This window comes from uncultured Tateyamaria sp. (assembly GCF_947503045.1).
In the GTDB taxonomy this organism is placed as follows: domain Bacteria; phylum Pseudomonadota; class Alphaproteobacteria; order Rhodobacterales; family Rhodobacteraceae; genus Tateyamaria.
Window position 1 is genome coordinate 130,185 of record NZ_CANNCF010000003.1, and the last position, 20,562, is coordinate 150,746.

Genomic DNA, 20,562 nt, shown 5'->3' on the forward strand with positions numbered 1-20,562 from the left:
AATCTAACCGATCGCGCCAAATGCCTGTCTTTTTCCGCCAGGGCTCTGGTCAAATCCACGCGCCTGCCGCAGATTGCCTGCATGAGCGACACCACCGAGATGCGATACAAGATCGCCCGCACCCTTGAGCAGGTGTGCGGCCTGTTGCAGATCGACCCGCGCAATGTGTTGCGACGCATGCATTTCCCGGCCGACTTTCTGGAACATGAGGGGCGCGGTGTGACCCCTGCAGACTACTTTGCCGGCTGGCACGCGATGCTGGCCGAAGCCGCGCACGATGACACGCCCCTGATGCTGGGGCAGGCCTATGCGCGCGGGCCGTTCAACCCGGCCTTTTTCGCCTTCACCTGCAGCCCCACCGTCGCCATCGGGCTTGAGCGGTTGGCGCTGTTCAAGCCACTGACCGGGCCGCTGCATCTGGCCCTGCGCCGGGGCGACAGCGGCGCGCTGAGCATCACCAAATCCTCCAACGTCGCCGCCCACCCCCTGCCCGACAGCTTTGCCGCCACCGAATTGGTGTTCGTGATCGAGGCCATACGCACCTGTACAGGCCATCATATCGTGCCGCGCCACGCCACATTGCCAGGGCGTGTGGCGTGTCATGCGCGGATCGAGGAATATCTGGGCTGTGACATCGGCATCAGCGCAGGTGCATCCGCGACCCTGCGCATCGCCCAAGAAGATGCCGACCGCCCGCTGCTCTCTGCCGATCCCGACCAATGGGCGCAGCTTGAGCCGTCCTTTCAGCGCCAGATGCAGGCGCTGAATGCAGATCAGACGATGAGCGCGCGGGTCTGCAATATCCTGCCCGAGATGCTGCCCGGCGGAGAGGCCAGCGTGCAGGCCGCCGCCGCCCGCCTGCGCATGAGCGCGCGCAGCCTGCAGCGGCATTTGAAATCCGAGGGCACCGGCTTTCAGACCTTGCTGGATGCGACGCGGGCCGACCTGGCCCGCCACTACCTCGCGACGACCGATCTGACGGTGGAAGAGATCAGCTATTTGCTGGCCTATAGCGATCCGAACTCGTTTTACCGCGCGTTCCAGACCTGGACGGGCGAGACCCCTAAATCGGTGCGCATGAAACTGCGCGCCTAAGGGGCGGTGGCGTCAAATCCATAGACCCAGTCTTGGCGTGCGTGAAATGCATTGGGCGCCAGGCCTGCGGCCAGGCCCATGGGCCGGTAGAACGCCCAGCGCCCAAGTGCGTTTGCGTGGTGGAACAACCGCGCATTGGCGGCCGATCCTTTTTGCACCCGCGATGTGCGTGTAATCCGGGTGCTGAAATAGGCGGCAAACCCCGCCTCTGGCGTTGCGTGACGCTCAAGCATCTCTGCCAAAACCCACGCATCTTCAAGGGCTTGCACAGCGCCTTGCGCCATCGAAGGCAACATCGGGTGCGCCGCATCCCCGAGCAGAGCCACCCGCCCCTCGTGCCAGCGTCGCAGGGGCGCGCGATCAAACAGCGCCCAGCGGTGCAGCGCGTCCGCGTGATCGATCAGGGTGGAGATTTCGGGTGCCCAGTCTTTGAACGCGGCCTGCGCATCAGCGCGACTGCCGGTGGCGCGCCAGCTTTCAGGGGCGGGCTCGGGCGTTTCGACCATGCCGACGAAATTGGCGAGGGTTCCGCGCCTGAGCCGCGTGGTGACAGCATGGCGCTTGTGCCCGACCCAGACGCAGGCAGAGGGTGGCGGCGCATGATCGCCCAGCCGGTCGAGCGGCACCACAGCGCGCCACGCCACGTTGCCGGTATAGCGCGGATGATCCGGGCCCAGCAGCTGCGCGCGGATGACCGAATGCAGCCCATCCGCACCAATCACGATGTCGCCCGTTTGCGTGCTGCCGTCGCCCATGATCAGGCGGGCCTCAGTGTCGCTTTGGTCATAGCCGCTGACCACCTGCCCAGTGAGAATGGCATCCGCTTGCAGGTCCAGCAGCCGCTGTTCCAGCGCGGCCACCAGATCGGCGCGATGGATATGGATGTACGGTGCCCCCCAGCGCGCCTGCGCATAACCCCGCATCGGCAAGCGAAAGACGCGGCCCCCGCCCTGCCCCATACGCATCTCGATGGCCTCGGGTTCGAACAGGGTCTCTTTCAGCGCCTCCGCGACACCGAGGGCCGCCAGCACGCGCCAGCCATTGGGCGAGATTTGCAGGCCCGCGCCGATTTCGCTGAGCGCGGGGGCCTGTTCGCAGACCGCCACCTCCCACCCGCGCAGGCTGAGGGCGATGGCAGACGCAAGACCGCCGATCCCGCCGCCTGCAATCAGCGCCTTCATGTGAGCGCACCGCTGGCGCGCAAGGTGCGGATTGTCTGGTCGTCATAGCCCAGTTCGGCCAGCACCGTTTCGGTGTCGGCACCGGGGGCTGTCGGCGCTGTCGGCTGTGGCACGTCACTGGCGGAAAAGCGGGGCGCGGGCGCGGCTTGCCGTATGCCGCCCGGAGCTACATAGACCCCGCGCTGTGCCAGATGGGGGTCGCGCGCGGCCTCTTCCAGCGTCAGGACCGGGGCGACGCAGGCGTCCGTTCCGGCAAAGACCGCCGCCCAGTGATCGCGTGGCGCAGAGACAAAGATAGCCGCAAAGCGCGCCGTCAAATCCGGCCAACCCGCGCGGTCGTTCTGGTCCGGCAGATCGGCGTCGCCAAGGCCCAACCCATCGAGCAACAGCGCGTAGAACTGCGGCTCGAGCGCGCCCACGGCCACGTCCCGCCCATCGGCGCAACGGTAACAGCGGTAAAATGGCGCTCCTCCATCCAGCCAGTTGGTGCCGGGCTGGTCGGTCCACACCCCTTGCGCCATCATCCCGTGGATCAGGCCCATCATGGCAGGCACGCCGTCGATCATCGCCGCATCCACCACCTGCCCCTTGCCCGTCACCCCGCGCGAGATCACCGCCGCGAGCAGCCCGTAAAGCAGGAACATCGACCCGCCGCCGTAATCCGCCACGAGGTTCAGGGGCGGTTTGGGCGGGGCGTCGGCACTGCCCATCAGGCTGAGGGCTCCGGACGTGGCAAGATAGGTGATGTCGTGCCCCGCTGCTTTCGCCAGCGGGCCGGTTTGCCCCCAACCGGTCATGCGGCCATAGATCAGCGTGTCGGGGCAATCGGCGGGGCCAAGACCAAGGCGTTCCATCACACCGGGGCGGAACCCTTCGATCAGTATGTCGGACCACGCGATCAGGGCATGGGCCAGCGCGCGCCCGTCTTCGGATTTGAGGTTCAGCGCGAGTGAGCGTTTGCCACGCCGGTTCACATCTGTTGCGTCCACCTTGCCCGAGGCGCGGTCGATCACCGTGACCTGCGCGCCCAGATCAGCCAGCAATTGACCGGCCAGCGGTGCAGGGCCAAGCCCGGCAAATTCGACGACCTTCAGACTGTCCAGCGGCGCGGGCATGCGGCCTCCTGCTTGGCGATTGCGTTGCGCGCAATTGGATAGAAAGGGCGCGGCGGGTGCAAGGGCGGCGGTTCGCGCCACGGGGTCCGTCTGGCACCGCTATTTGTGCAAACTCAACGCGCCTGGCCCGGCCCATGCCTCCAAGTTCTGTGCAGAACGCAGGCACCTGCCACCCTAGCACACTGATTTAAGCCCTTTTGACTAGGCAAGCCTTCGAGAAAGATGCTTTTTTCAGTACATCGGAAATGGCCCCGGACGCGCGCATGCAGACCAGCAAGAACAGTTTCGGCCAGCGCCTCGGCAAGCTGGTCGCGCAGATCTATCCGGATCTCGATTCCGACATCCTATCGAGCAAGATTGTCGATGCGTTCTGGCCCGAAGGCACGCGCCCGCGCAAACGGGGCCGTCAGCCCAGCAACAACCTGTGGACGGAACGCGATGCGCTCTTAATCACCTATGGCAATTCAATCCTCGATGGCGTGCACAAACCGCTGGATTTGCTGCATGATTTCCTGCTGCGCCGGATGAAGGGGGTGGTGAACGGGGTGCATATCCTGCCGTTCTTTCCCTTTACCTCGGATGACGGCTTTGCCGTGTCCGATTTTCGCAGCGTGAACCCACAGTTGGGCGACTGGGCGGATATCAACCGGATCGCGAATGAGTTTCATCTGATGTCCGATCTGGTGCTGAACCATGTCAGCAGCCAGGGCGCGTGGTTCAACGCCTATCGGCAGGGGCAGGCGCCCTATGACCGCTTCTTTTTCGAGGCCTCTCCTACGGACGATCTCGACATGGTGGTGCGCCCGCGCACGACGCCCTTGCTGCAAAAGGTCGAGACCGCAAACGGGCCGCGCCATGTCTGGTGCACGTTCAGCCACGACCAGATTGATCTCGATTTCCGCAATCCCGAAGTGCTGCTGGAATTCCTGCGCATCATCCGCCTGCATGTGGACAACGGGGTGCAGATCATCCGCCTCGATGCGGTGGCATTCTTGTGGAAAGAGGTCGGCTCGCCCTCGATCCATCTGCCCCAGACCCATGCGGTGGTGAAACTGATGCGGCTGCTGTGCGATTACGCCGCCGAGACGGTCATTCTGCTCACCGAAACCAATGTGCCCAAGGCCGAGAACCTGAGCTATTTCGGGCGACGGGATGAGGCGCATGCGATCTACAACTTTCCCCTGCCCCCGCTGATCCTGCATGCGATGATGTCAGGCTCGGCCAGTTATTTGCGGCGCTGGCAAAAGGGCATGCCACCTGCGCAGCTGGGCTGTGCCTACCTCAACTTTACCGCCAGCCATGACGGTATCGGCATGCGCCCCGCCGAAGGGATTTTGCCCGCGGAAGAGCAGGACAAGATGATTGGCGTGATCCGCGATATCGGCGGCCTCGTGTCCATGCGCGCCCTGCCCGGCGGCGGCGAGGCGCCGTATGAGATCAACACAACCTTTTTCGAGGCGACGGGGCGGACGTTCGCCGGGGCGGATGACCATCACTTTGAGCGCTTCATCTGCTCGCAGACCATCGTGATGTCGCTCGAAGGCATCCCGGCCTTTTACATCCATTCGATGCTGGCCACCCCCAACGATCACGAACAGGTCGAGCGGCGCGGCATGAACCGCGCGATCAACCGACACAACTGGCACTACCCGACGCTGAACGCGCTGCTCGATGATTCCAGCAGCATTCATGCGCGCGTGCTGGCCGCCCTGTCCGAGCGGTTGCGGATCCGCGCAGCACAACCCGCCTTTCACCCCAATGCGACGCAATTCACCATGTCCCTGCGCGATGATGTGTTCGGCGTCTGGCGGCAAAGCCTTGATCGGCACCAGTCGATCTTTGCCCTGCACAATGTAAGCGGCGAGACGGTGGAGATGGCACGCGAGTCGATCAACCTGATTGATGATGAGGACTGGTTCGACCTGCTGAGCGGTGAGGCGATCACGGCGGATGATGACAGCATCACGCTCGCGCCCTATCAGTGCCGCTGGATCACCAACCGGGTGTGAAACGTATTGGTATCGCGGAAAGCCGTGTTGGTCAGCTTTGAGCCCATTGTTGCGGTCCAGCGCGGAGTCATTGCCAGTCCGCGGGGTGGCGAAGCAACGCCCATTCCCGGGCGGTTTATGGATCAAGAATATCGCGCCGCTGCCATGTCAAAGCAAGTTTCACCAAATCGCCAGCCCGGTCGGGCGGACTGGCGATGGATCGGCGCTTCGCTTGACTCCGATCCGGGTGCTGAGAGGACAAGTTGCAAATGGCGGCTTCGAGCCCATAGTTACCAATGCTCCGTGTCAAACTACGAAGGTCGTTTGGCGCCAAGAAATCGAGTATTCTCTGAGGCCAGAGGAAAATGTGAGGATTGACGAAGTGCCGATAGAACCTTTTCTTGACTGCCGGGACGTCGCTGTTTCTGTTGAATTCTACACGAGAGTTCTCGATTTTGATTTGGTGGTTGCCCCCGACCCTGACCCGCAGCAATTCGATTCAAGATATGCCGCGGTTTCGCGAGAGGGCGACATGCTCCATTTGAGCAGCCATAGAAGAGAAAACGGAGCTTTTGGTGCCTCCGTTTATGTCAGGGTGGATAATGTAGATGAGGTTTGCGAGCGCTTCATCAAAAACGGGATACGCCTTTCCGTACCAGACGGCGGCAAGACGCCAGTAAATCAGACCTGGGGAATGCGCGAAATTGGCTTCAGAGATCCGGACGGCAACAAACTGACCTTCGGTCAAACTATATCATGATCAAAAGCCGCAAACTCAAAGACGCGAACGGCAGCAAAGTCCCGCATTGCCGGTTTCCAAAGCGACTTCAACCCCGCGTCCCGAACCTCTAAACCAACCGCCCCCACAAATCATATTCCCCGGCCTCGTCCACCTCGACCGTCACGATGTCGCCCGCCTTCAACGCCTCAAACCCCTCATCAATGAACAGGTTGCCGTCGATTTCGGGGGCATCAGCCTTGGTGCGGCAGGTGGCGGCTTCTTCGTCGACCTCGTCCACGATCACTTGTAGAGTCTGACCGACTTTGGCCGCCAGCTTGGTCTCGGAAATGGCTTGGGCCTTTTCCATAAAGCGATCCCAGCGGTCCTGTTTGACCTCCGGAGCAACATGATCGGGCAGGGCGTTTGAACGTGCGCCTTCGACGTTTTCGTACTGAAAGCATCCCACACGATCCAGTTGCGCCTCGTCCAGCCAGTCGAGCAGGGTCTGGAACTCGGCCTCGGTCTCGCCCGGATAACCAACAATAAAAGTCGAGCGCAGGGTGATCTCGGGGCAGATCGACCGCCACTCGGCGATGCGGTCCAGCGTGCGTTCGGCCGCTGCGGGACGGGCCATGCGGCGCAGCGTGTCGGTGTGGGCATGTTGGAAGGGAATATCGAGATAGGGCAAGACCAGCCCTTCGGCCATCAACGGAATGAGCTCGCGCACATGTGGATACGGGTAGACATAGTGCAGGCGCACCCAGGCCCCGAGCGATCCCAGATCGCGGGCCAAATCGGTGATATGGGCGCGGTGGCCATGGGCGTCGGCGTGTTTGATATCAACACCGTAGGCCGAGGTGTCCTGGCTGATCACCAGCAACTCGCGCACACCAGCCTCGACCAGTTTTTCCGCTTCGCGCACAACCGCATGGGCCGGGCGAGAGGCGAGGCGTCCGCGCATGTCCGGAATGATGCAGAACTTGCACTTGTGATTGCAGCCCTCTGAAATCTTGAGGTAACTGAAATGGCGCGGGGTCAGGCTGACACCGCGGGCAGGCAGCAGATCGACAAACGGGTCTGGATCAGGCGGCACGGCGCTGTGGACGGCATCCAGCACTTGTTCGTATTGGTGCGGGCCGGTCACGGCGAGGACCTTGGGATGCGCGCCGGTGATATAGTCAGGCTCGGCGCCGAGACAGCCCGTCACAATCACGCGACCATTTTCGACCAGCGCCTCGCCGATGGCTTCTAGGCTTTCGGCCTTGGCGCTGTCGAGAAAGCCGCAGGTGTTCACGATGACCGCATCCGCCCCGGAGTAATCGGGCGAGATGCCGTAGCCCTCGGCGCGCAGGCGCGTCAGGATGCGTTCGCTGTCCACCAGCGCCTTGGGGCAGCCAAGGCTGACCATGCCGATGGTCGGCTGGCCGGGGCGGCGGTTGGGATCCATCCGCGCGCGCGGCGCGAGGTCGGGGCGAAGGTCTGGCGGATTTGTGCTCATACCCCGCCTCATATGCGATCACATCTGCGGCGAAAAGGGTTGGGGTGCGCGCCTGCCCTGCGCTAGGCTGATGTCAACACGTCATCAGAACGGAGCAGGCCCATGAAATGGATTGCGCGGATCATCGGATTCTTCCTTGTCCTCATCCTTGCGGCGGCGGTGTCGCTGTTCTTTCTGCCTGCGGACCGGATCGCGCGACTGGCGGCGGACCAGATGCGTAACGCGACGGGCCGCGATGTCAGCATCACAGGCGATGTGTCGATGACGCTGTGGCCGGTGCTGGGGGTCAGCGTTGGCGGGCTTGAGGTTGGCAATGCGGACTGGTCCGAGCAGGGGCCGATGCTTACGGCAGAGAATGCGGCCATCGGGGTGGACGCAATGGCGCTGCTGCGTCGCGAAATCCGGATCACGAATATCGAGGCGACACGGCCGACCATCCGTCTGGAAAGCCGCAAGGACGGGCGGGCCAGCTGGATATTCACCGATGCCAGCGGCGAGGCGCAGATCGAGACCGAGGTGGCACCCGCCACCCGCACTCCGCAATCGGTGTGGATCGAAAAGCTGACGGTGACGGATGCCACGCTGGTCTATGACGCGGAAGGGGCGGATCTTGTGTCCTATTCCGGCGTTGATCTGGCGCTCGACTGGCCCGAACGGCCGGGCGCGGCGGAGGTTGTGGCGCGCCTCAGCCCTGCCGGGACGGATGTGGACGTCAACGCCACGATCGGCGGCTTTGCCGGGTTTATCACCGGGCAGGTCCAGACCATTGGGGCCACGATCACCGCCGCACGCGGCACGCTCGTGCTGGATGGGCGCGGCAGCACGACCGGAGACGTCGCCGGGCGGCTGACACTGGACATCCCGGACACCGATGCCTTTCTGGCGGCCCTCGCACTGCCTGCGCCGGGACTGCCCGAGGGGCTGGGGCAATCGGTTGATCTGAGCACTGATCTTACGCTGACTGCGGACCGGCGCCTGTCTTTGCGCGATCTCAAGGTTGATCTGGGGGGCAATGCGCTGACCGGCGCTGCGGATATTGAACTGAACGGCAAGCCGCAGATCAACGCGCAGCTGAATGCAGGCGCTCTTGATCTGAAAGGGGCCACAGGTGGCGAAAGCGGCGGTGGCGGCGGCGGCCGCGCGCCTGCTTCGGCGGGCAGTGGCTGGCCCACGGACCGGATCGACGCCAGCGGCCTTGCCGGCTTTGACGGGCAGATCGCGCTCACGGCCAGTTCGATTGATTTGGGCCAGTTCAAGCTTGGTGAGACCCGCACGCTTTTGCGTAATGACAACAGCCGTATGGTCTTCGAGCTGCGCAGGGTGGCGGCCTATAACGGCACCCTCACGGGCGAGTTCGTGATGAACAACCGCTCCGGCCTATCGGTGGGGGGCAAACTCTTTGCCACCGCCATCGACATGCAGGCAGTGCTGCGCGATGCGGCGGGGATCGAGCGGCTGACGGGTGCTGCCAATGCCGAGATGTCCTTTCTCGGGGTGGGGCAGAGTGTGGATGCGATCATGAAATCCCTGTCCGGCAAGGGCGCGATCAGCTTTGGGCAAGGCACCATTCTGGGGATCGATCTGGACCGGCTGATGCGTTCGGGCGCGGTCGGGGGCGGGACAACCGTCTTTGACAGCCTTGGGGCCACATGGACCATCGACAAGGGCGTGATGCGCAACAATGACCTGCTGCTGAAACTGTCCAATTACGAGGCGCGTGGGGCGGGACAGGTTGGGCTGGGACAGCAAACCATCGACTACACCTTCACGCCCGTTGCCCTGCGCGCCAACGAGGGCAACGGCATCGCGATCCCTGTGCGCCTCGTGGGGCCGTGGTCTGATGTCAGCATCCGGCCCGACCTTGAGGCGGCAATCGATCTGAACCTGTCCGAGGAAAAAGAGCGGATCAAGCTGCAGGCCAAGAACGCGCTGCGTGCCAAGGCCGCCGAAGAGCTGAACGTGATCGATGAAGGGCAGGACCTCAAGGAGGCCGCCAAAGACAAGCTGGAAAACGAAGTGAAACGGGGCCTACTCAAGCTGTTTGACTGAGGGCGTCACAGACGTGGGCGGGATAAGGCCTTGCGACGTGTCCCACGCTGGGACAGCATGTCGGCCTAGACCTTTCAATGGCTTACTGAGGCGTATTTACCATTCGTTCAGAGCTTTCGCCCGAACACTGCGTGCTTGGTGAGCGCGTGGGGAGGGCGGTTTCGAACCCAAGGTGATATTCTGACCCTCGACACAAGCCGCGCATCGGTGGGCCGCGGGATGGCGATGGTACGCGCGTTCCGGGGCACTCTAGGGATCAAGAATATCGCTTCGCGCGCCTGTCAGACCAAGACCAACCACATCGCCGTGCCATTATATTGAAGGTATGCCAGTCTATCGTCGGCGCACCTTTGGTGCGACGGGCGGCTCAGCGAAATGCTACTGCGCGCGGCCTTGACTCCGCGCATGTGTCTGAGGTGATCTGCGGTGCTGGAAACGTCCGCGTGCCTTCTGCGCGGTTGGAGTGAAGGACGGCTTTGAGCCCTGAGCGGAAGTGGCCAGTTTTCGCTGCACGCGCTCGCAGCAGAAATGCTGCTTCATCGCTGCAAACGTCTGCGCCGCAGCGCAGCCAGAAGACCGGCCGTTCGTGCTTGTCCCAGCGAAATCCGAGCTAGCAACGACAGGAGTGCGGGCCGAATCGGACATCCACAGTTCATACTTGAACGTCTGGATTTCGCTAACGAGCGACAAAGGCGTTTGTCATGACCTCCGACAACTGCGCAACTATTTCAGCTCGGCCAGACGTGCTAGATCGCATCGCATGCATCTCCAAAAAGAAAAGCCCTCCGCCATAACATGGCGGAGGGCATCCATAACTTCATTTGCGTTCCATGCCCGGTCTTCAGGGCGCGAGACTAGGATACCTTCTTTGCAACCATAAAATAGCTAGATGCACCCATAAAAATTTCTTCAGTCTCGATAACCGGCAACCTTTCATCATCCATCAGTTCGTCCAAATCTGCACTCCTTAGTTGTCGAATGGGGACCGGGATAACCCCTACCTTTAACAACGCTCTGACCAGCAGAATTTGCAGTGAAACCAATGCTGACTTTTTGCCGCCCAAGCACGGTGTTACAGAAATAAACAACCCGCCAGGTTTCAGCAGTTCAACCGTTCTTTGCACGACACTTTCCGGATCAGGCACTGTGTGCAGCATGTTGAATGCTAACACCACATCGAATGAACCATTCTCGAAATCTTCATCGAAGATGTCAGCTTGTTCGAAATCAACGTTGACGACGCCACCTGTTGCGGCCTTTCCCTTTGCAATTTCGATCATCCCGGTTGAAATATCAATCGCGCGCACGCTCTTGACCAAGCCGGATATCTCGCAGGCCGTCGTGCCTGTTCCACATCCGTAGTCCAACACAATGTCGGTATCCTTCAGATATCTTTTTGTGTTTTCGCGGCTGCGACTATGAATGAACTCAAATTTCTTTTCTGTGTTGTCATAGTTGCTAGCGGATTGATCCCAAAACCTTTCCGATTTGCTCATTCTATCTTTCCTGTATTTTTAATGTGATCGCGCAGCGCTGCTATGAAGGTTTGGGAAAAGATGAAGATGTAGCACCGCGATCGCCAGTCGGCTCGGTCCCTCGGGCAAAACCACAAATCGGTGTGGAATGCCGCCATTCGCCGATTCTGCGACATTGGCCTCTTCGGGTTCGAACTGGATATCCGCAGCGTTCCAGCACGCCCGTTTCGCAGTCATGATTTTCAGCTACAGAAGCAGCATGCCGAAGCCAACGCTGATTGCGAGACAGAGGGGTGAGTAGTAGCGAACGTCAAGCGTCGCGAACGGCTCACCGCTCATAATTCGCCGCCAGACCGGGACGTATCCGGCAAGTCCCCGAACCGCGAAGGTCAACGCTGCGAGCGCTACTGCGATCGGTAACAACCGCGCGCCCAATGCTCCTTCCAGTAGTGGCAGCACGATGAGTTCCTGATGGAAGATCGGCAGGATGCCCGCAACACACAAGGCTACGCCGACCATCGTCGTAGGACCCGGAGGAATTCTACCCTTCGCGCCTTCGATGCCCAGGACGATCCGAAGGAGTGAGTTTCGGTCCCGACCGGGCCAGAGGCCGCCGCCGGCCCAGTAGAAATGAAGACCGCCAAGGGCGGACAGTACGAGCAACAGGACGATGGCGATGGACGAATGCACGGATGTCTCCTTCTTCCCGTGATGGGAGAACTGCGGTCATTCGGGACCTAAGTGAAAGTCGCGGTGGCTCCCTCACGGGGGTTCTACCGCTTCGCAAGTGGGCCACCTAACGAAGCTAGGTGATATGCTGGCCTGCAATCGGCATAGCTATCGAGATCGAGCTGAAACGTCAGGCAACTGATCTTCTGACCACCACCATGCGACGCGAGTGATGATGACCAGGGCAATCAGCTGGATGATCATGAAGAACAGGTTGTCGAGGTCCGGATCGAGGTTGCCCGCGATAATCATGGCCGCCGTGAGGAGGCTGGCACCGGCGTTGGTCCACCGGTTGATGTGTCGAGGAAGCACCAGGGCAAGGACAGCCATGAGGATGGGAATCTCGATCATTACACCGCCCAGAAGCATCAAGGCTTCGGTGATCTCGACCCCATCAATCACGCCTGACATCATTTGTTCCAGCATGCCTGGCCGGCCCAGTTCGTGAATGTCCCTGGCAAAGAAGTTCAGGACGACGAAGATCCAGAGCACCGTAAGGAGTACGCGTGGATCTCTTGTGGAGTTGTTCATCTCAAGTCCTTTCCTGAGTGTGTTCGATGGTAAGTCACTGCCGTCTTGGTGCAGCCGGCTGCGCCCTGGGCTTCGGCAAACGCCTAATCAGGACCTCGGCGACCGCCAGGTTGAAAACCCACGCTGACACCATGATGGCGTCGCGCGCCGGCCCACTCGCCTCTGATCCGGCAAGGACGATCCAGACGATCCCAATCATAGTCTGCGTCGATGCGCCCTGCGCGATCGCGTAGGCGCGCAGCATCGAAGCGGCGTGCCGGAAGATATTGCGAGACCGGATCGCGATCACCGCCCACACGATCAGACCCATCATCAACGATCCAAGCCCGATCCTAACCCAGTAGAGGAGGTTTCCCTGAAGGCTGGTCGGGAATGTGTAGATGTGCGTCATCCACAAACCGGTCGCCGCCGACACAAATCCCGCGATGGCGACGACGCGCCCGTTGATGCGATGGGATGCCGGGTTGTGGCGCCTGATGCTGGGCAGGAACTGAAGCGCTCCGGCGATGCAGAACACGAGACTGGTCAGGATATGCAGCGTGATCGGGAGCGGATCGGCCAGAGCGCGCGGGTTCGGGGGCAAGATGGCCGGACCGCCGGTCAGTTCGAACATGCGTACCAGTCCACCAACGGTGGGTCCAAGCGAGTAGATCAGTATGAACGCCAGCAACGCCCATTCGGATCGGCGCAGAGACGTCATCGCGCGGGCTCCCCACGGGGCGTGATACCTTCGGTCCGTGACAAGCGGACCGTCCCAACCGGCTTTCGCGCCCAGAAAGCCGTGCTGGCCTGGCCAGCCCCGAACCCCAGTCCGATCGGCTGGAACCCGATATCGTCCAGGCCAATTTCTCGTAGCCGTGCGATGCCCTGCCGTTCGCTGACCATCCAGGTGCGCCAGCGAAGCTGCACGAATGTCCCGAACACAAACCGTCGTGTCATGCAGGCGAACAAGATGCCGCCCGGTTTGAGCACGCGAACCATCTCGCGGAGCGCAACGTCGGGTTCGGCAAGGTGTTCGAGGACGTGCGCCGCCATCGCGACGTCGAACGTGCGATCGGGATAGGGAATGGTCCGGATGTCGGACTGCTGAAGCCGGGCTGCAATTCCCGCGCGGCGCAACTCGGCGTCCGCCGCTGCCAGCATTGCGCCGGACGTATCGATGCAGTGGTACTCAGGCGAGTCCGTGGTGATACTTGCGAGCGCCAGCGACAGGCTGCCGCTCGCTACTCCACAATCGAGAACCAGAGCTTCCTGTCCCACGAGCGCTTCCGCCACACCGCTTGCGAACAGCGGTTCACGATACGCCGTTTCGAGCCGGAAGCGACGCGACATACGTGCCCAGCTTTTGGACGCATCATCGTACAAGCCGGCGAGGTCTCCCGCGGTGCGCGTACGACGACGCAAAGCGATCTCCCAAGACCCGATGCAACCCCTTGCGATGGGGATGCTTGCCGATGCGGCTGGCAGGGAAGAAGTGGTCCACTTTTGTTCGTCTATGGTCATCGCACAGGTCCGTTCGGCCAGGATCGTTGTCGAGACCGTTCTGGACCGAATGCCTGCAATACGAAATTGTGCATTTCTCTGGGTCCGGTATACGCAGATAATGGAGTGGCAACGATCAGCTTTCGATTGGAACCAGGCGCGCGTTTCTCGCGACCGCCGAAGAAGGGTCGCTATCGGCTGCCGCCCGCGCACTTGGCTTGACGCAGCCGACCCTCAGCCGCCAGGTCGCGGGTCTTGAAGACGCGCTCGGTGTGACCCTGTTCGAGCGGACATCGCGAGCACTGCTTCTGACGCAGGCCGGCACGGAGTTGCTGGAGCATTTTCGCAGCATGGGAGATGCCGCCAACCGCATTTCCCTGACGGCGACCGGACAGTCCGAAGCCGTCACGGGCAAGGTGGTGATCTCTGCCACCAACGGCATGGCGACCTATTTCCTGCCGCGAGTGTTCAAGGACCTGCGGACCAGAGCGCCCGAACTTCAGATCGAGATCATCGCTTCGAATGAAAACAGCGACCTGCGACGGCGCGAAGCCGACATCGCGATCCGGCACAGGCGCCCGCAGGACGAAAATCTGTTCGCCAAACGGCTGCGCGACACGGCGGGGCAGCTCTACGCATCGAAGCAGTATCTGGACGAAGTCGGCCGTCCGTCGAGTGCCGCTGATCTCTCGAAGATGCACTTCGTCGGGTTTGATGCGCCCGAACAACGGCTGGCACTCATGGCATCGCGCGGGATCGAGCTCACGACGGCGAACTTCAACTTCCTCACGTCAAGCGTAACGCTTTCCGTTGCGCTCATCCGGCAAGGACTGGGGATCGGAATTCTGCCGGTCGATATCGGCGACGCCTATCCGGAGCTGGAAAACCCGTTCCCGGATTTCGAGCAAATCGAGATCGAAACCTGGCTGGTCGCTCACCGCGAACTGAAAACCAACCCGCGGATCAGGCTCGTGTTCGATCTGATCGCAGATCGTCTATGACGGTCCGAACCCGGGCTCTCCCGCTGTCCCCAGAGACTAGCGACAATGCTCGATATGATTGTCACGCTGCAACTCAAACATGATGTGAGCCGACGCACGGAACGTTCAAAGGAGTGTGCCCGGTTGAACGTGACCTTCGAACCTAGCGCGGCGAAATCCCGCTTCCTCCCGCATCGGCGCTGCTGAGACGGCGTGCAGCGCCCGGTCGGTATGGTTTCGCGCCCTCAGCGACAGCAAAGCTGAGTTGGAGCAGGGACTAGATGGGGCACTTGTCACGTCATTGATCTCGAACGAATTCCATACCTTCGACTAGATCGGTTCGCGAAGCTTTACGGATTGACCCAAGTAGAAACAGAGGTCTGTCGAGCGATTGCTGCCTTCCACAACATCGGCAGTGTTTTCTAAGCGATCTGGAGCAACCGCGCTTACGATAGCAAAAATCTCCTCAATATCTCTCACCTTGGTTTAGGCGCGCATCAGGTCCACCTAGGCCGCCGGAAAACCGATAACGCCTAAAGCGGCCGCCTTGCTGGCGCGCTCAACCTCGTCTGCGGCAGCGCCGGGCCCTATGGCACGCGCAAGTGTAAGCCCCCCAATAAGTGCCGAAAGAAAGGCCCATGCTTTTGCCTCGCGGTCCTGTGTGGGCCCATCACCGGGGAGATGTTTCGCAATCTCATTCACAATGCGCTCCATCAGGGTGACATACTCTGACCGCACCTCTGGATCAGCCCTGACAACGTCCGGTGTCAGACTGGTCATGGCACAGACGCCTTCAAGATCAAGCCGATGATCGTGCCCAAGGTAATACTCAGCAAAAGCAATGGGCCACTGGTCGCCGTGGGTCTCGCGATACGCGGTCAATGCAGACAGGACCTCTTCTAGGCCTGCGATCAGGGCCGCGCGGAACGCATCATTTTTAGATTTCATATGAGCGTAAAATGCACCGGACGTCACGCCAGCATCTTTCGCGATTGAGTCGACCCCGATCCCTGAATAGCCCTCTCTTCGAAACGCTCGGCCCGACGCCTCAAGCAGTCTCATCTTGGTCAGTTCTGATTTTTTCAATCTACGTCAGTCCTTTACCTCAAAAAATAACGATCACTATATTATTTGATTGACGGAGAGCGCCAATCAGAATAGCGATATATAGGGATCGTTATATTTCGACACCCACCCCAAGACAACCACCAAGGTAGGTGGCCCCAATCTTAAGGAGAAGACGACATGGCTTCACGTGTGCCCCGGCACGCGCCCGGTGGAACTGCGCCAATGTCACGGCGCAAAGTTACCGCAGGGCTGGCCGCCATTCCCCTCGCGGCAATAGGGCTGACCGCTCACGGGTCAGCTGCAACTGCGCAATCCAATCAAAAGGAACACCAAACCATGCCTGCCAACGCCTTCGTTTACACAGAATTGCAAGCGTCCGTACCCTTCACGGATGTCCCTTGGGAAAAGCTGAATGCTGCCATCGCGGCCCAACCCGGGTTTGTTGACAAAACGTGGCTTTCCGGGCTGGGCAATCACTCTATCGGTGGGTTTAATGGCTTTGCCAGCGTGGAAGATGCCCTGCTGTACTGCACGGATTTCTTTCCTGCTCTTGCCCGCGACTTTGGCGTGGCGCAGACAACCCGGGTTTTTGACAACAAGGCCACCGCAGAGGCCAGCGCGGCTATGGATGCGCCCCATTTTGGCGGACAGGTCACAGCCGAGCCGGGCGCATTTGTTTACACCGAAGTGCAGGTCGCTGTGCCCTTTGAAAACGCACCATGGCAGGACCGAAATCCGGTCTTACGCAGGCAAAAGGGATTGATGTCCAAGATCTGGCTAAGTGGGCTCAATACAAACACGCTGGGTGGGTTGGACGCTTTCGACACTGTCGAAAATGCGTTGGACTTTGCCATCAATGAATTCCCGAAAACGACAGCCGCGATGAACGCTGCCTTTTATACGCGCGTCTTCGATGCCCGCGTGACCGAGGCCGCAAGCCGCAGTCTCAACTCTCCCTACTACCTTTAACCTCTTCAACTGAACGGAAATGACATGAAACTGAACTCCTTTTCTGGTGCCATCATGGCGCTTGCGATGTCCTCAACTGCCGCAATGGCTGCCGATTGCTTTGAAATGGGCGGCGTCGCCATCCCTAACTTCTTTGGCGAAGGCGAAGGCCAGCCGATGATCATCTCGGCGGTTTTGACCGGTGCTGTTCAAAATGCGGCTGGTAAGATCACGGCCACCCGCGAGACTGAAACGGGTCTTGAGATGGATATGGAACACTACTTTGGCCGCGCAGATGGCGGTGCGTTCCAAACCAAAGATCTGGGCATTCTGACAGCCGTGCCGGGCAAGCCGGGGCGCTTTATGCTCGAGATCACCTACGACATTCAGCCAGACGTCACACGCGGCACGATGAAGGGCTACTCAGGCCAGTTCAACAGCTATGGCCTTGTGGACCTGCGCGACAACGACAACCTTGTCGGATTGGTGCGCTATCAGGGCGAAATCTGCCGTTAACGCAAATTTCTGGGGGCGGATACCGTCTGTCCCTAGTCCACAGCACAATTCGGGCGGTCAAAAATGAACACTGAAACGAAACCTAAAAACACCCCATACGCTATATTGTATACGATGCTGCGCGTCCGCGACCTTGATCGATCTTTGCGGTTCTATCGTGATGCACTTGGCATGCAAGAAGCGCGGCGTGAGACTTTTACAGATGCGGAATTTACGCTGGTGTTTGTCGGCTATGCCAACAGCGACGCGCTGATCGAGCTGACCTACAACTGGGGGGACAACAGCTATTCCCATGGCACGGGTTACGGTCATATCGCGGTGCAAGTGCACGACATTGTACAGGTGTGCAGGCACCTATCAGATTTAGGTATCGAAATTCTCCGTGCTCCCGGACCGATGAAGATGGCACCGGATGAAACGGGCGAACGCGAAACCATTGCTTTTATCGAAGATCCTGACGGCTACAGGATCGAACTGATCCAAGCGTCGTAGGTATCACATCACATGGAAAGGCGTCATCCGCCGTCGCGCATCTTCAGCCTGTGGCCTACCTCCACGATGGCCTCAAGTGCGGGCACAAGTTCTCCGCCCAGATCGGTCAGCATATATTCAACAGAAGGTGGCGAAGTTGGCTGTACGTTGCGCGACAGCACCCCGCGCTGTTCCAGCTCACTCAACCGGGTAGAGAGCACCTTGGCCGAAATCGGGGGGATGTCCGCCCGTAACTCGTTGAAACGGCGCGGACCGGCACGGAGCGACCAGATCACGTTGGCCGCCCATGCGCCTGAAATCACAGCCATACAGTGCGTCAGCATGCAGGGCTGCGGGGGATCTGGGCTTTGGTTCTTACGGACCTTAAGCGGCATGTTTGGGTAACCAGGTTTCCTTTTGGTAACTCGATAATCAAGTAACCAGAGGTAATCTAGTTGTCAACGGTTATCACATGCGCCATCTCTGAATTATCAACACAGCAAACAGGAGCTAAGACAAATGAAACTTCATTACAAACCCGGCGCGTGCTCATTGGCATCCCACATCATCCTGAACGAGCTCGGCATCCCGTTCGAGCTGGACAAGACAGACACCGATGCAAACAAAACCGAGGCTGGTGGTGATTTCCTAAAGATCAGTCCGAACGGCTATGTTCCGGCTCTGATCAACGACGACGGCGAGATCATCACCGAAAATCCAGCCGTGCTGCAATATTTGGCCGACCAATCACCAGACGCCGATCTTGCGCCACCGAACGGCACGCTGGCGCGCACCCGGCTTCAGGAAGCTCTGAACTTCATCTCGTCAGAACTGCACGTGTCTTTTGGCCCGTTTTTTTCGGGTCGGGAACTTGATGGTGATGCAAGAAAGAGGGTCGAGGCAGGTGTCGGGCGCCGCGCGGCGCATGTCGAGCAACGTCTCGCAGACGGTCGTCCCTTTCTGCTCGGCGACACCTTCACCGTCGCAGATGCCTATGCATTTGTGGTGCTGAACTGGGCAGGTTTTGTCGGCTTGAGCCTTGCCGCGTATCCGCGAACCCAAGCCTACGTGGCACGTATTGCGGCGCGTCCCGCCTCGATCAAAGCGATGGTTGCCGAAGGTCTCATGGAGCAGGCGGCATGACCGACTTCGCCGCAGTATCTGACGTGTTAGGGACCTATTTCGATGGTCTCTATTACGCAGACACCGACAGATTGGCCAGCGTGTTTCACCCAAAAGCGATCTATGCGACGGCGGATGAAACACCACTGCTTTATCGCACGATGGATGAGTACTTCGCGGTAGTGGCCAAGCGCGTGTCCTCAGCCTCGCGCAATGAACCCCGGCGTGATGTGATCGACGCCATAGAGTTTGCGGGGGAAAACACCGCTTTTGCCCGTGTGCGATGTTCCATCGGTACAAAGGATTTCATCGACTTTCTGACGCTTGTGCGAACCGACGGGGCATGGCGGATCATGGCCAAAATTTTCCAAATCACCGAACGCGATAGCTGAAAGGACGCGATATGCCCTATGTAAACATCAAGGTGACGCGTGAGGGTGTCACCCCTGATCAAAAGGCCGCGTTGATCAGCGGCGTGACCGACCTGCTGGTCCGAGTGCTCGACAAATCTCCGGCAACAACTTTTGTTGTTATTGACGAAGTGGCGCTTGAGGATTGGGGGATCGGAGGTCTACCGGTCGACCAGTATAGACGCGACGCGGCAGGCTGACCTGAATGGCCATCCGCACATCCCTTTGTGATCTGTTCGACATCGAACATCCTGTCCTGTTGGCACCCATGGCAGGTGTCAGCGGCGGGGCGCTCGCTGCGGCCGTAAGCAAGGTGGGTGGTTTGGGTCTGATCGGCGGCGGCTATGGCGACGCCGATTGGCAGATGCGCGAATTCAATGCAGCGGGGGATGCACGGATCGGGGTGGGCTTTATCACGTGGTCGCTGGCCCGCCAGCCACAATTGCTCGATCTTGCCCTCGCGCGAAACCCTGCTGCGCTCATGCTCTCGTTCGGTGATTTTAAACCGTTTCTCCATCACATTAAGGACGCGCAGACAAAGCTGATCGTTCAGGTGCAGACGCTCGAACAGGCGCGTGAAGCTGTCGATGCTGGCGTTGATGCCATCGTGGCGCAGGGCACAGAGGCAGGCGGGCACGGCGGCACCAGAGCGACGTTGCCCCTTGTCCCGGCGGTTGTGGATATCGCGCAAGGAATACCAGTCATAGCGGCAGGCGGCATCGCTGATGGACGTGGTCTGGCTGCGGCTCTGGCGCTTGACGCTTCGGGTGTCTTGTGTGGAACCGCCTTCTTTGCCAGCGATGAATCCCTCGCCAGTAAAAATGCCAAACAAGCTGCTCTGCGCGTTTCGGGAGACGATACGGAACGCAGTTCCGTATTTGACATAGCTCGTGGGCTTGACTGGCCTACGGATTGGAACCTGCGCACGATGCGCAATACCTTCACGCGGCAATGGAGCGCGGATATCGACGGTCTCACGCGAAACCTCGCTGCCGAGAAAGAGCGTTTCGAGGCGTCACAAACGGCTGACGACACAGACGTAACTGCCGTTATTGTCGGCGAGGCAGCTGATCTCATCCGGTCTCGCGAACCCGCGCAAGCCACGCTTCACAGAATGATCTCGCAGGCTGAGCACCGGTTGCGTCGCGTGGGCCACCTTGTCGACCCCATCACAAAGGATTGA

At 60.1% G+C, this 20,562-nt stretch carries 22 protein-coding genes; 12 read left to right on the forward strand and 10 right to left on the reverse strand.

The features are described 5' to 3' along the window. Positions 1–81 precede the first annotated feature (81 nt). Entirely contained in the window at positions 82–1,095 is a 1,014-nt protein-coding gene (locus tag Q1A89_RS14385; RefSeq protein ID WP_299729570.1) for an AraC family transcriptional regulator, read from the forward strand. Here the strand turns inward: Q1A89_RS14385 and Q1A89_RS14390 are convergent. Together Q1A89_RS14390 and Q1A89_RS14395 are read right to left on the reverse strand one after the other, a co-directional pair. Further along, entirely contained in the window at positions 1,092–2,276 is a 1,185-nt protein-coding gene (locus tag Q1A89_RS14390) for an FAD-dependent monooxygenase (RefSeq protein ID WP_299729573.1), read from the reverse strand. The two genes, Q1A89_RS14385 and Q1A89_RS14390, sit on opposite strands and share 4 nt — an antisense overlap. Then, on the reverse strand, positions 2,273–3,391 hold the full coding sequence (locus tag Q1A89_RS14395) for a CaiB/BaiF CoA-transferase family protein (protein ID WP_299729576.1): 1,119 nt from the start codon (positions 3,389–3,391) through the stop codon (positions 2,273–2,275). Before Q1A89_RS14395 ends, Q1A89_RS14390 begins: the two co-directional genes overlap by 4 nt. 263 nt (positions 3,392–3,654) lie before the next feature. Here Q1A89_RS14395 and Q1A89_RS14400 point away from each other — a divergent pair, with 263 nt between their 5' ends. Both Q1A89_RS14400 and Q1A89_RS14405 read left to right on the forward strand, forming a co-directional pair. After that, positions 3,655–5,400 carry a sugar phosphorylase gene (locus Q1A89_RS14400; RefSeq protein ID WP_299729579.1) on the forward strand — a complete coding sequence of 582 codons (1,746 nt, stop codon included), beginning with the start codon at positions 3,655–3,657 and terminating at the stop codon, positions 5,398–5,400. A gap of 85 nt (positions 5,401–5,485) precedes the next feature. After that, positions 5,486–6,139 carry a VOC family protein gene (locus Q1A89_RS14405; RefSeq protein ID WP_299729582.1) on the forward strand — a complete coding sequence of 218 codons (654 nt, stop codon included), beginning with the start codon at positions 5,486–5,488 and terminating at the stop codon, positions 6,137–6,139. An 88-nt stretch (positions 6,140–6,227) separates the two neighbouring features. Here Q1A89_RS14405 and rimO read toward each other — a convergent pair whose 3' ends face one another. Further along, positions 6,228–7,598, reverse strand: a complete 1,371-nt coding sequence (gene rimO, locus Q1A89_RS14410; protein ID WP_299729585.1) for a 30S ribosomal protein S12 methylthiotransferase RimO — start codon at positions 7,596–7,598, stop codon at positions 6,228–6,230. Between the two features lie 102 nt (positions 7,599–7,700). Here rimO and Q1A89_RS14415 point away from each other — a divergent pair, with 102 nt between their 5' ends. Beyond that, on the forward strand, positions 7,701–9,647 hold the full coding sequence (locus Q1A89_RS14415) for an AsmA family protein (RefSeq protein ID WP_299729588.1): 1,947 nt from the start codon (positions 7,701–7,703) through the stop codon (positions 9,645–9,647). A gap of 854 nt (positions 9,648–10,501) precedes the next feature. Here the strand turns inward: Q1A89_RS14415 and Q1A89_RS14420 are convergent. The 5 genes from Q1A89_RS14420 to Q1A89_RS14440 all read right to left on the reverse strand — a co-directional run bounded on the left by Q1A89_RS14420 (position 10,502) and on the right by Q1A89_RS14440 (position 13,885). Then, positions 10,502–11,143, reverse strand: a complete 642-nt coding sequence (locus Q1A89_RS14420) for a class I SAM-dependent methyltransferase (RefSeq protein ID WP_299729591.1) — start codon at positions 11,141–11,143, stop codon at positions 10,502–10,504. A gap of 225 nt (positions 11,144–11,368) precedes the next feature. After that, a complete protein-coding gene (locus Q1A89_RS14425; RefSeq protein WP_299729593.1) occupies positions 11,369–11,812 on the reverse strand; it encodes a DUF3995 domain-containing protein in 444 nt (147 codons plus the stop codon). Positions 11,813–11,959: 147 nt separating this feature from the next. After that, on the reverse strand, positions 11,960–12,382 hold the full coding sequence (locus Q1A89_RS14430; protein WP_299729595.1) for a DUF6326 family protein: 423 nt from the start codon (positions 12,380–12,382) through the stop codon (positions 11,960–11,962). A 34-nt stretch (positions 12,383–12,416) separates the two neighbouring features. Next, on the reverse strand, positions 12,417–12,995 hold the full coding sequence (locus Q1A89_RS14435) for a DUF2306 domain-containing protein (RefSeq protein ID WP_299729597.1): 579 nt from the start codon (positions 12,993–12,995) through the stop codon (positions 12,417–12,419). An 83-nt stretch (positions 12,996–13,078) separates the two neighbouring features. After that, on the reverse strand, positions 13,079–13,885 hold the full coding sequence (locus Q1A89_RS14440) for a class I SAM-dependent methyltransferase (RefSeq protein ID WP_299729599.1): 807 nt from the start codon (positions 13,883–13,885) through the stop codon (positions 13,079–13,081). A 197-nt stretch (positions 13,886–14,082) separates the two neighbouring features. Between Q1A89_RS14440 and Q1A89_RS14445 the strand changes: the two genes are divergently transcribed. Then, positions 14,083–14,865 (forward strand): LysR family transcriptional regulator, encoded by a 783-nt coding sequence (locus Q1A89_RS14445; protein ID WP_299729601.1) that lies wholly within the window; start codon positions 14,083–14,085, stop codon positions 14,863–14,865. A gap of 486 nt (positions 14,866–15,351) precedes the next feature. Here Q1A89_RS14445 and Q1A89_RS14450 read toward each other — a convergent pair whose 3' ends face one another. Then, positions 15,352–15,906 (reverse strand): TetR/AcrR family transcriptional regulator, encoded by a 555-nt coding sequence (locus Q1A89_RS14450; protein WP_299730556.1) that lies wholly within the window; start codon positions 15,904–15,906, stop codon positions 15,352–15,354. Positions 15,907–16,248: 342 nt separating this feature from the next. On the opposite strand from Q1A89_RS14450, the gene Q1A89_RS14455 reads away from it, so the two are divergent. From Q1A89_RS14455 to gloA, 3 genes are all read left to right on the forward strand, one after another. Continuing rightward, positions 16,249–16,881, forward strand: a complete 633-nt coding sequence (locus Q1A89_RS14455) for a hypothetical protein (protein ID WP_299729603.1) — start codon at positions 16,249–16,251, stop codon at positions 16,879–16,881. A 24-nt stretch (positions 16,882–16,905) separates the two neighbouring features. Next, entirely contained in the window at positions 16,906–17,376 is a 471-nt protein-coding gene (locus Q1A89_RS14460; RefSeq protein ID WP_299729605.1) for a hypothetical protein, read from the forward strand. 63 nt (positions 17,377–17,439) lie between these two features. Beyond that, positions 17,440–17,868, forward strand: coding sequence for a lactoylglutathione lyase (gene gloA, locus Q1A89_RS14465; protein WP_299729606.1), 429 nt, complete (start codon positions 17,440–17,442; stop codon positions 17,866–17,868). A gap of 23 nt (positions 17,869–17,891) precedes the next feature. Here gloA and Q1A89_RS14470 read toward each other — a convergent pair whose 3' ends face one another. After that, the gene (locus Q1A89_RS14470) at positions 17,892–18,176 is read right to left on the reverse strand and encodes a helix-turn-helix domain-containing protein (RefSeq protein ID WP_299729608.1); all 285 of its coding nucleotides are present in this window, start codon (positions 18,174–18,176) and stop codon (positions 17,892–17,894) included. A 190-nt stretch (positions 18,177–18,366) separates the two neighbouring features. Here Q1A89_RS14470 and gstA point away from each other — a divergent pair, with 190 nt between their 5' ends. From gstA to Q1A89_RS14490, 4 genes are read left to right on the forward strand one after another with little or no spacing between them, the layout of a single operon-like run. Continuing rightward, entirely contained in the window at positions 18,367–18,990 is a 624-nt protein-coding gene (gene gstA / locus Q1A89_RS14475) for a glutathione transferase GstA (protein ID WP_299729610.1), read from the forward strand. Continuing rightward, positions 18,987–19,361 carry a nuclear transport factor 2 family protein gene (locus Q1A89_RS14480; protein WP_299729612.1) on the forward strand — a complete coding sequence of 125 codons (375 nt, stop codon included), beginning with the start codon at positions 18,987–18,989 and terminating at the stop codon, positions 19,359–19,361. Before gstA ends, Q1A89_RS14480 begins: the two co-directional genes overlap by 4 nt. A gap of 11 nt (positions 19,362–19,372) precedes the next feature. Continuing rightward, positions 19,373–19,579 carry a 4-oxalocrotonate tautomerase family protein gene (locus Q1A89_RS14485; protein ID WP_299729614.1) on the forward strand — a complete coding sequence of 69 codons (207 nt, stop codon included), beginning with the start codon at positions 19,373–19,375 and terminating at the stop codon, positions 19,577–19,579. Positions 19,580–19,584: 5 nt separating this feature from the next. Beyond that, positions 19,585–20,562, forward strand: coding sequence for a nitronate monooxygenase (locus Q1A89_RS14490; protein WP_299729616.1), 978 nt, complete (start codon positions 19,585–19,587; stop codon positions 20,560–20,562).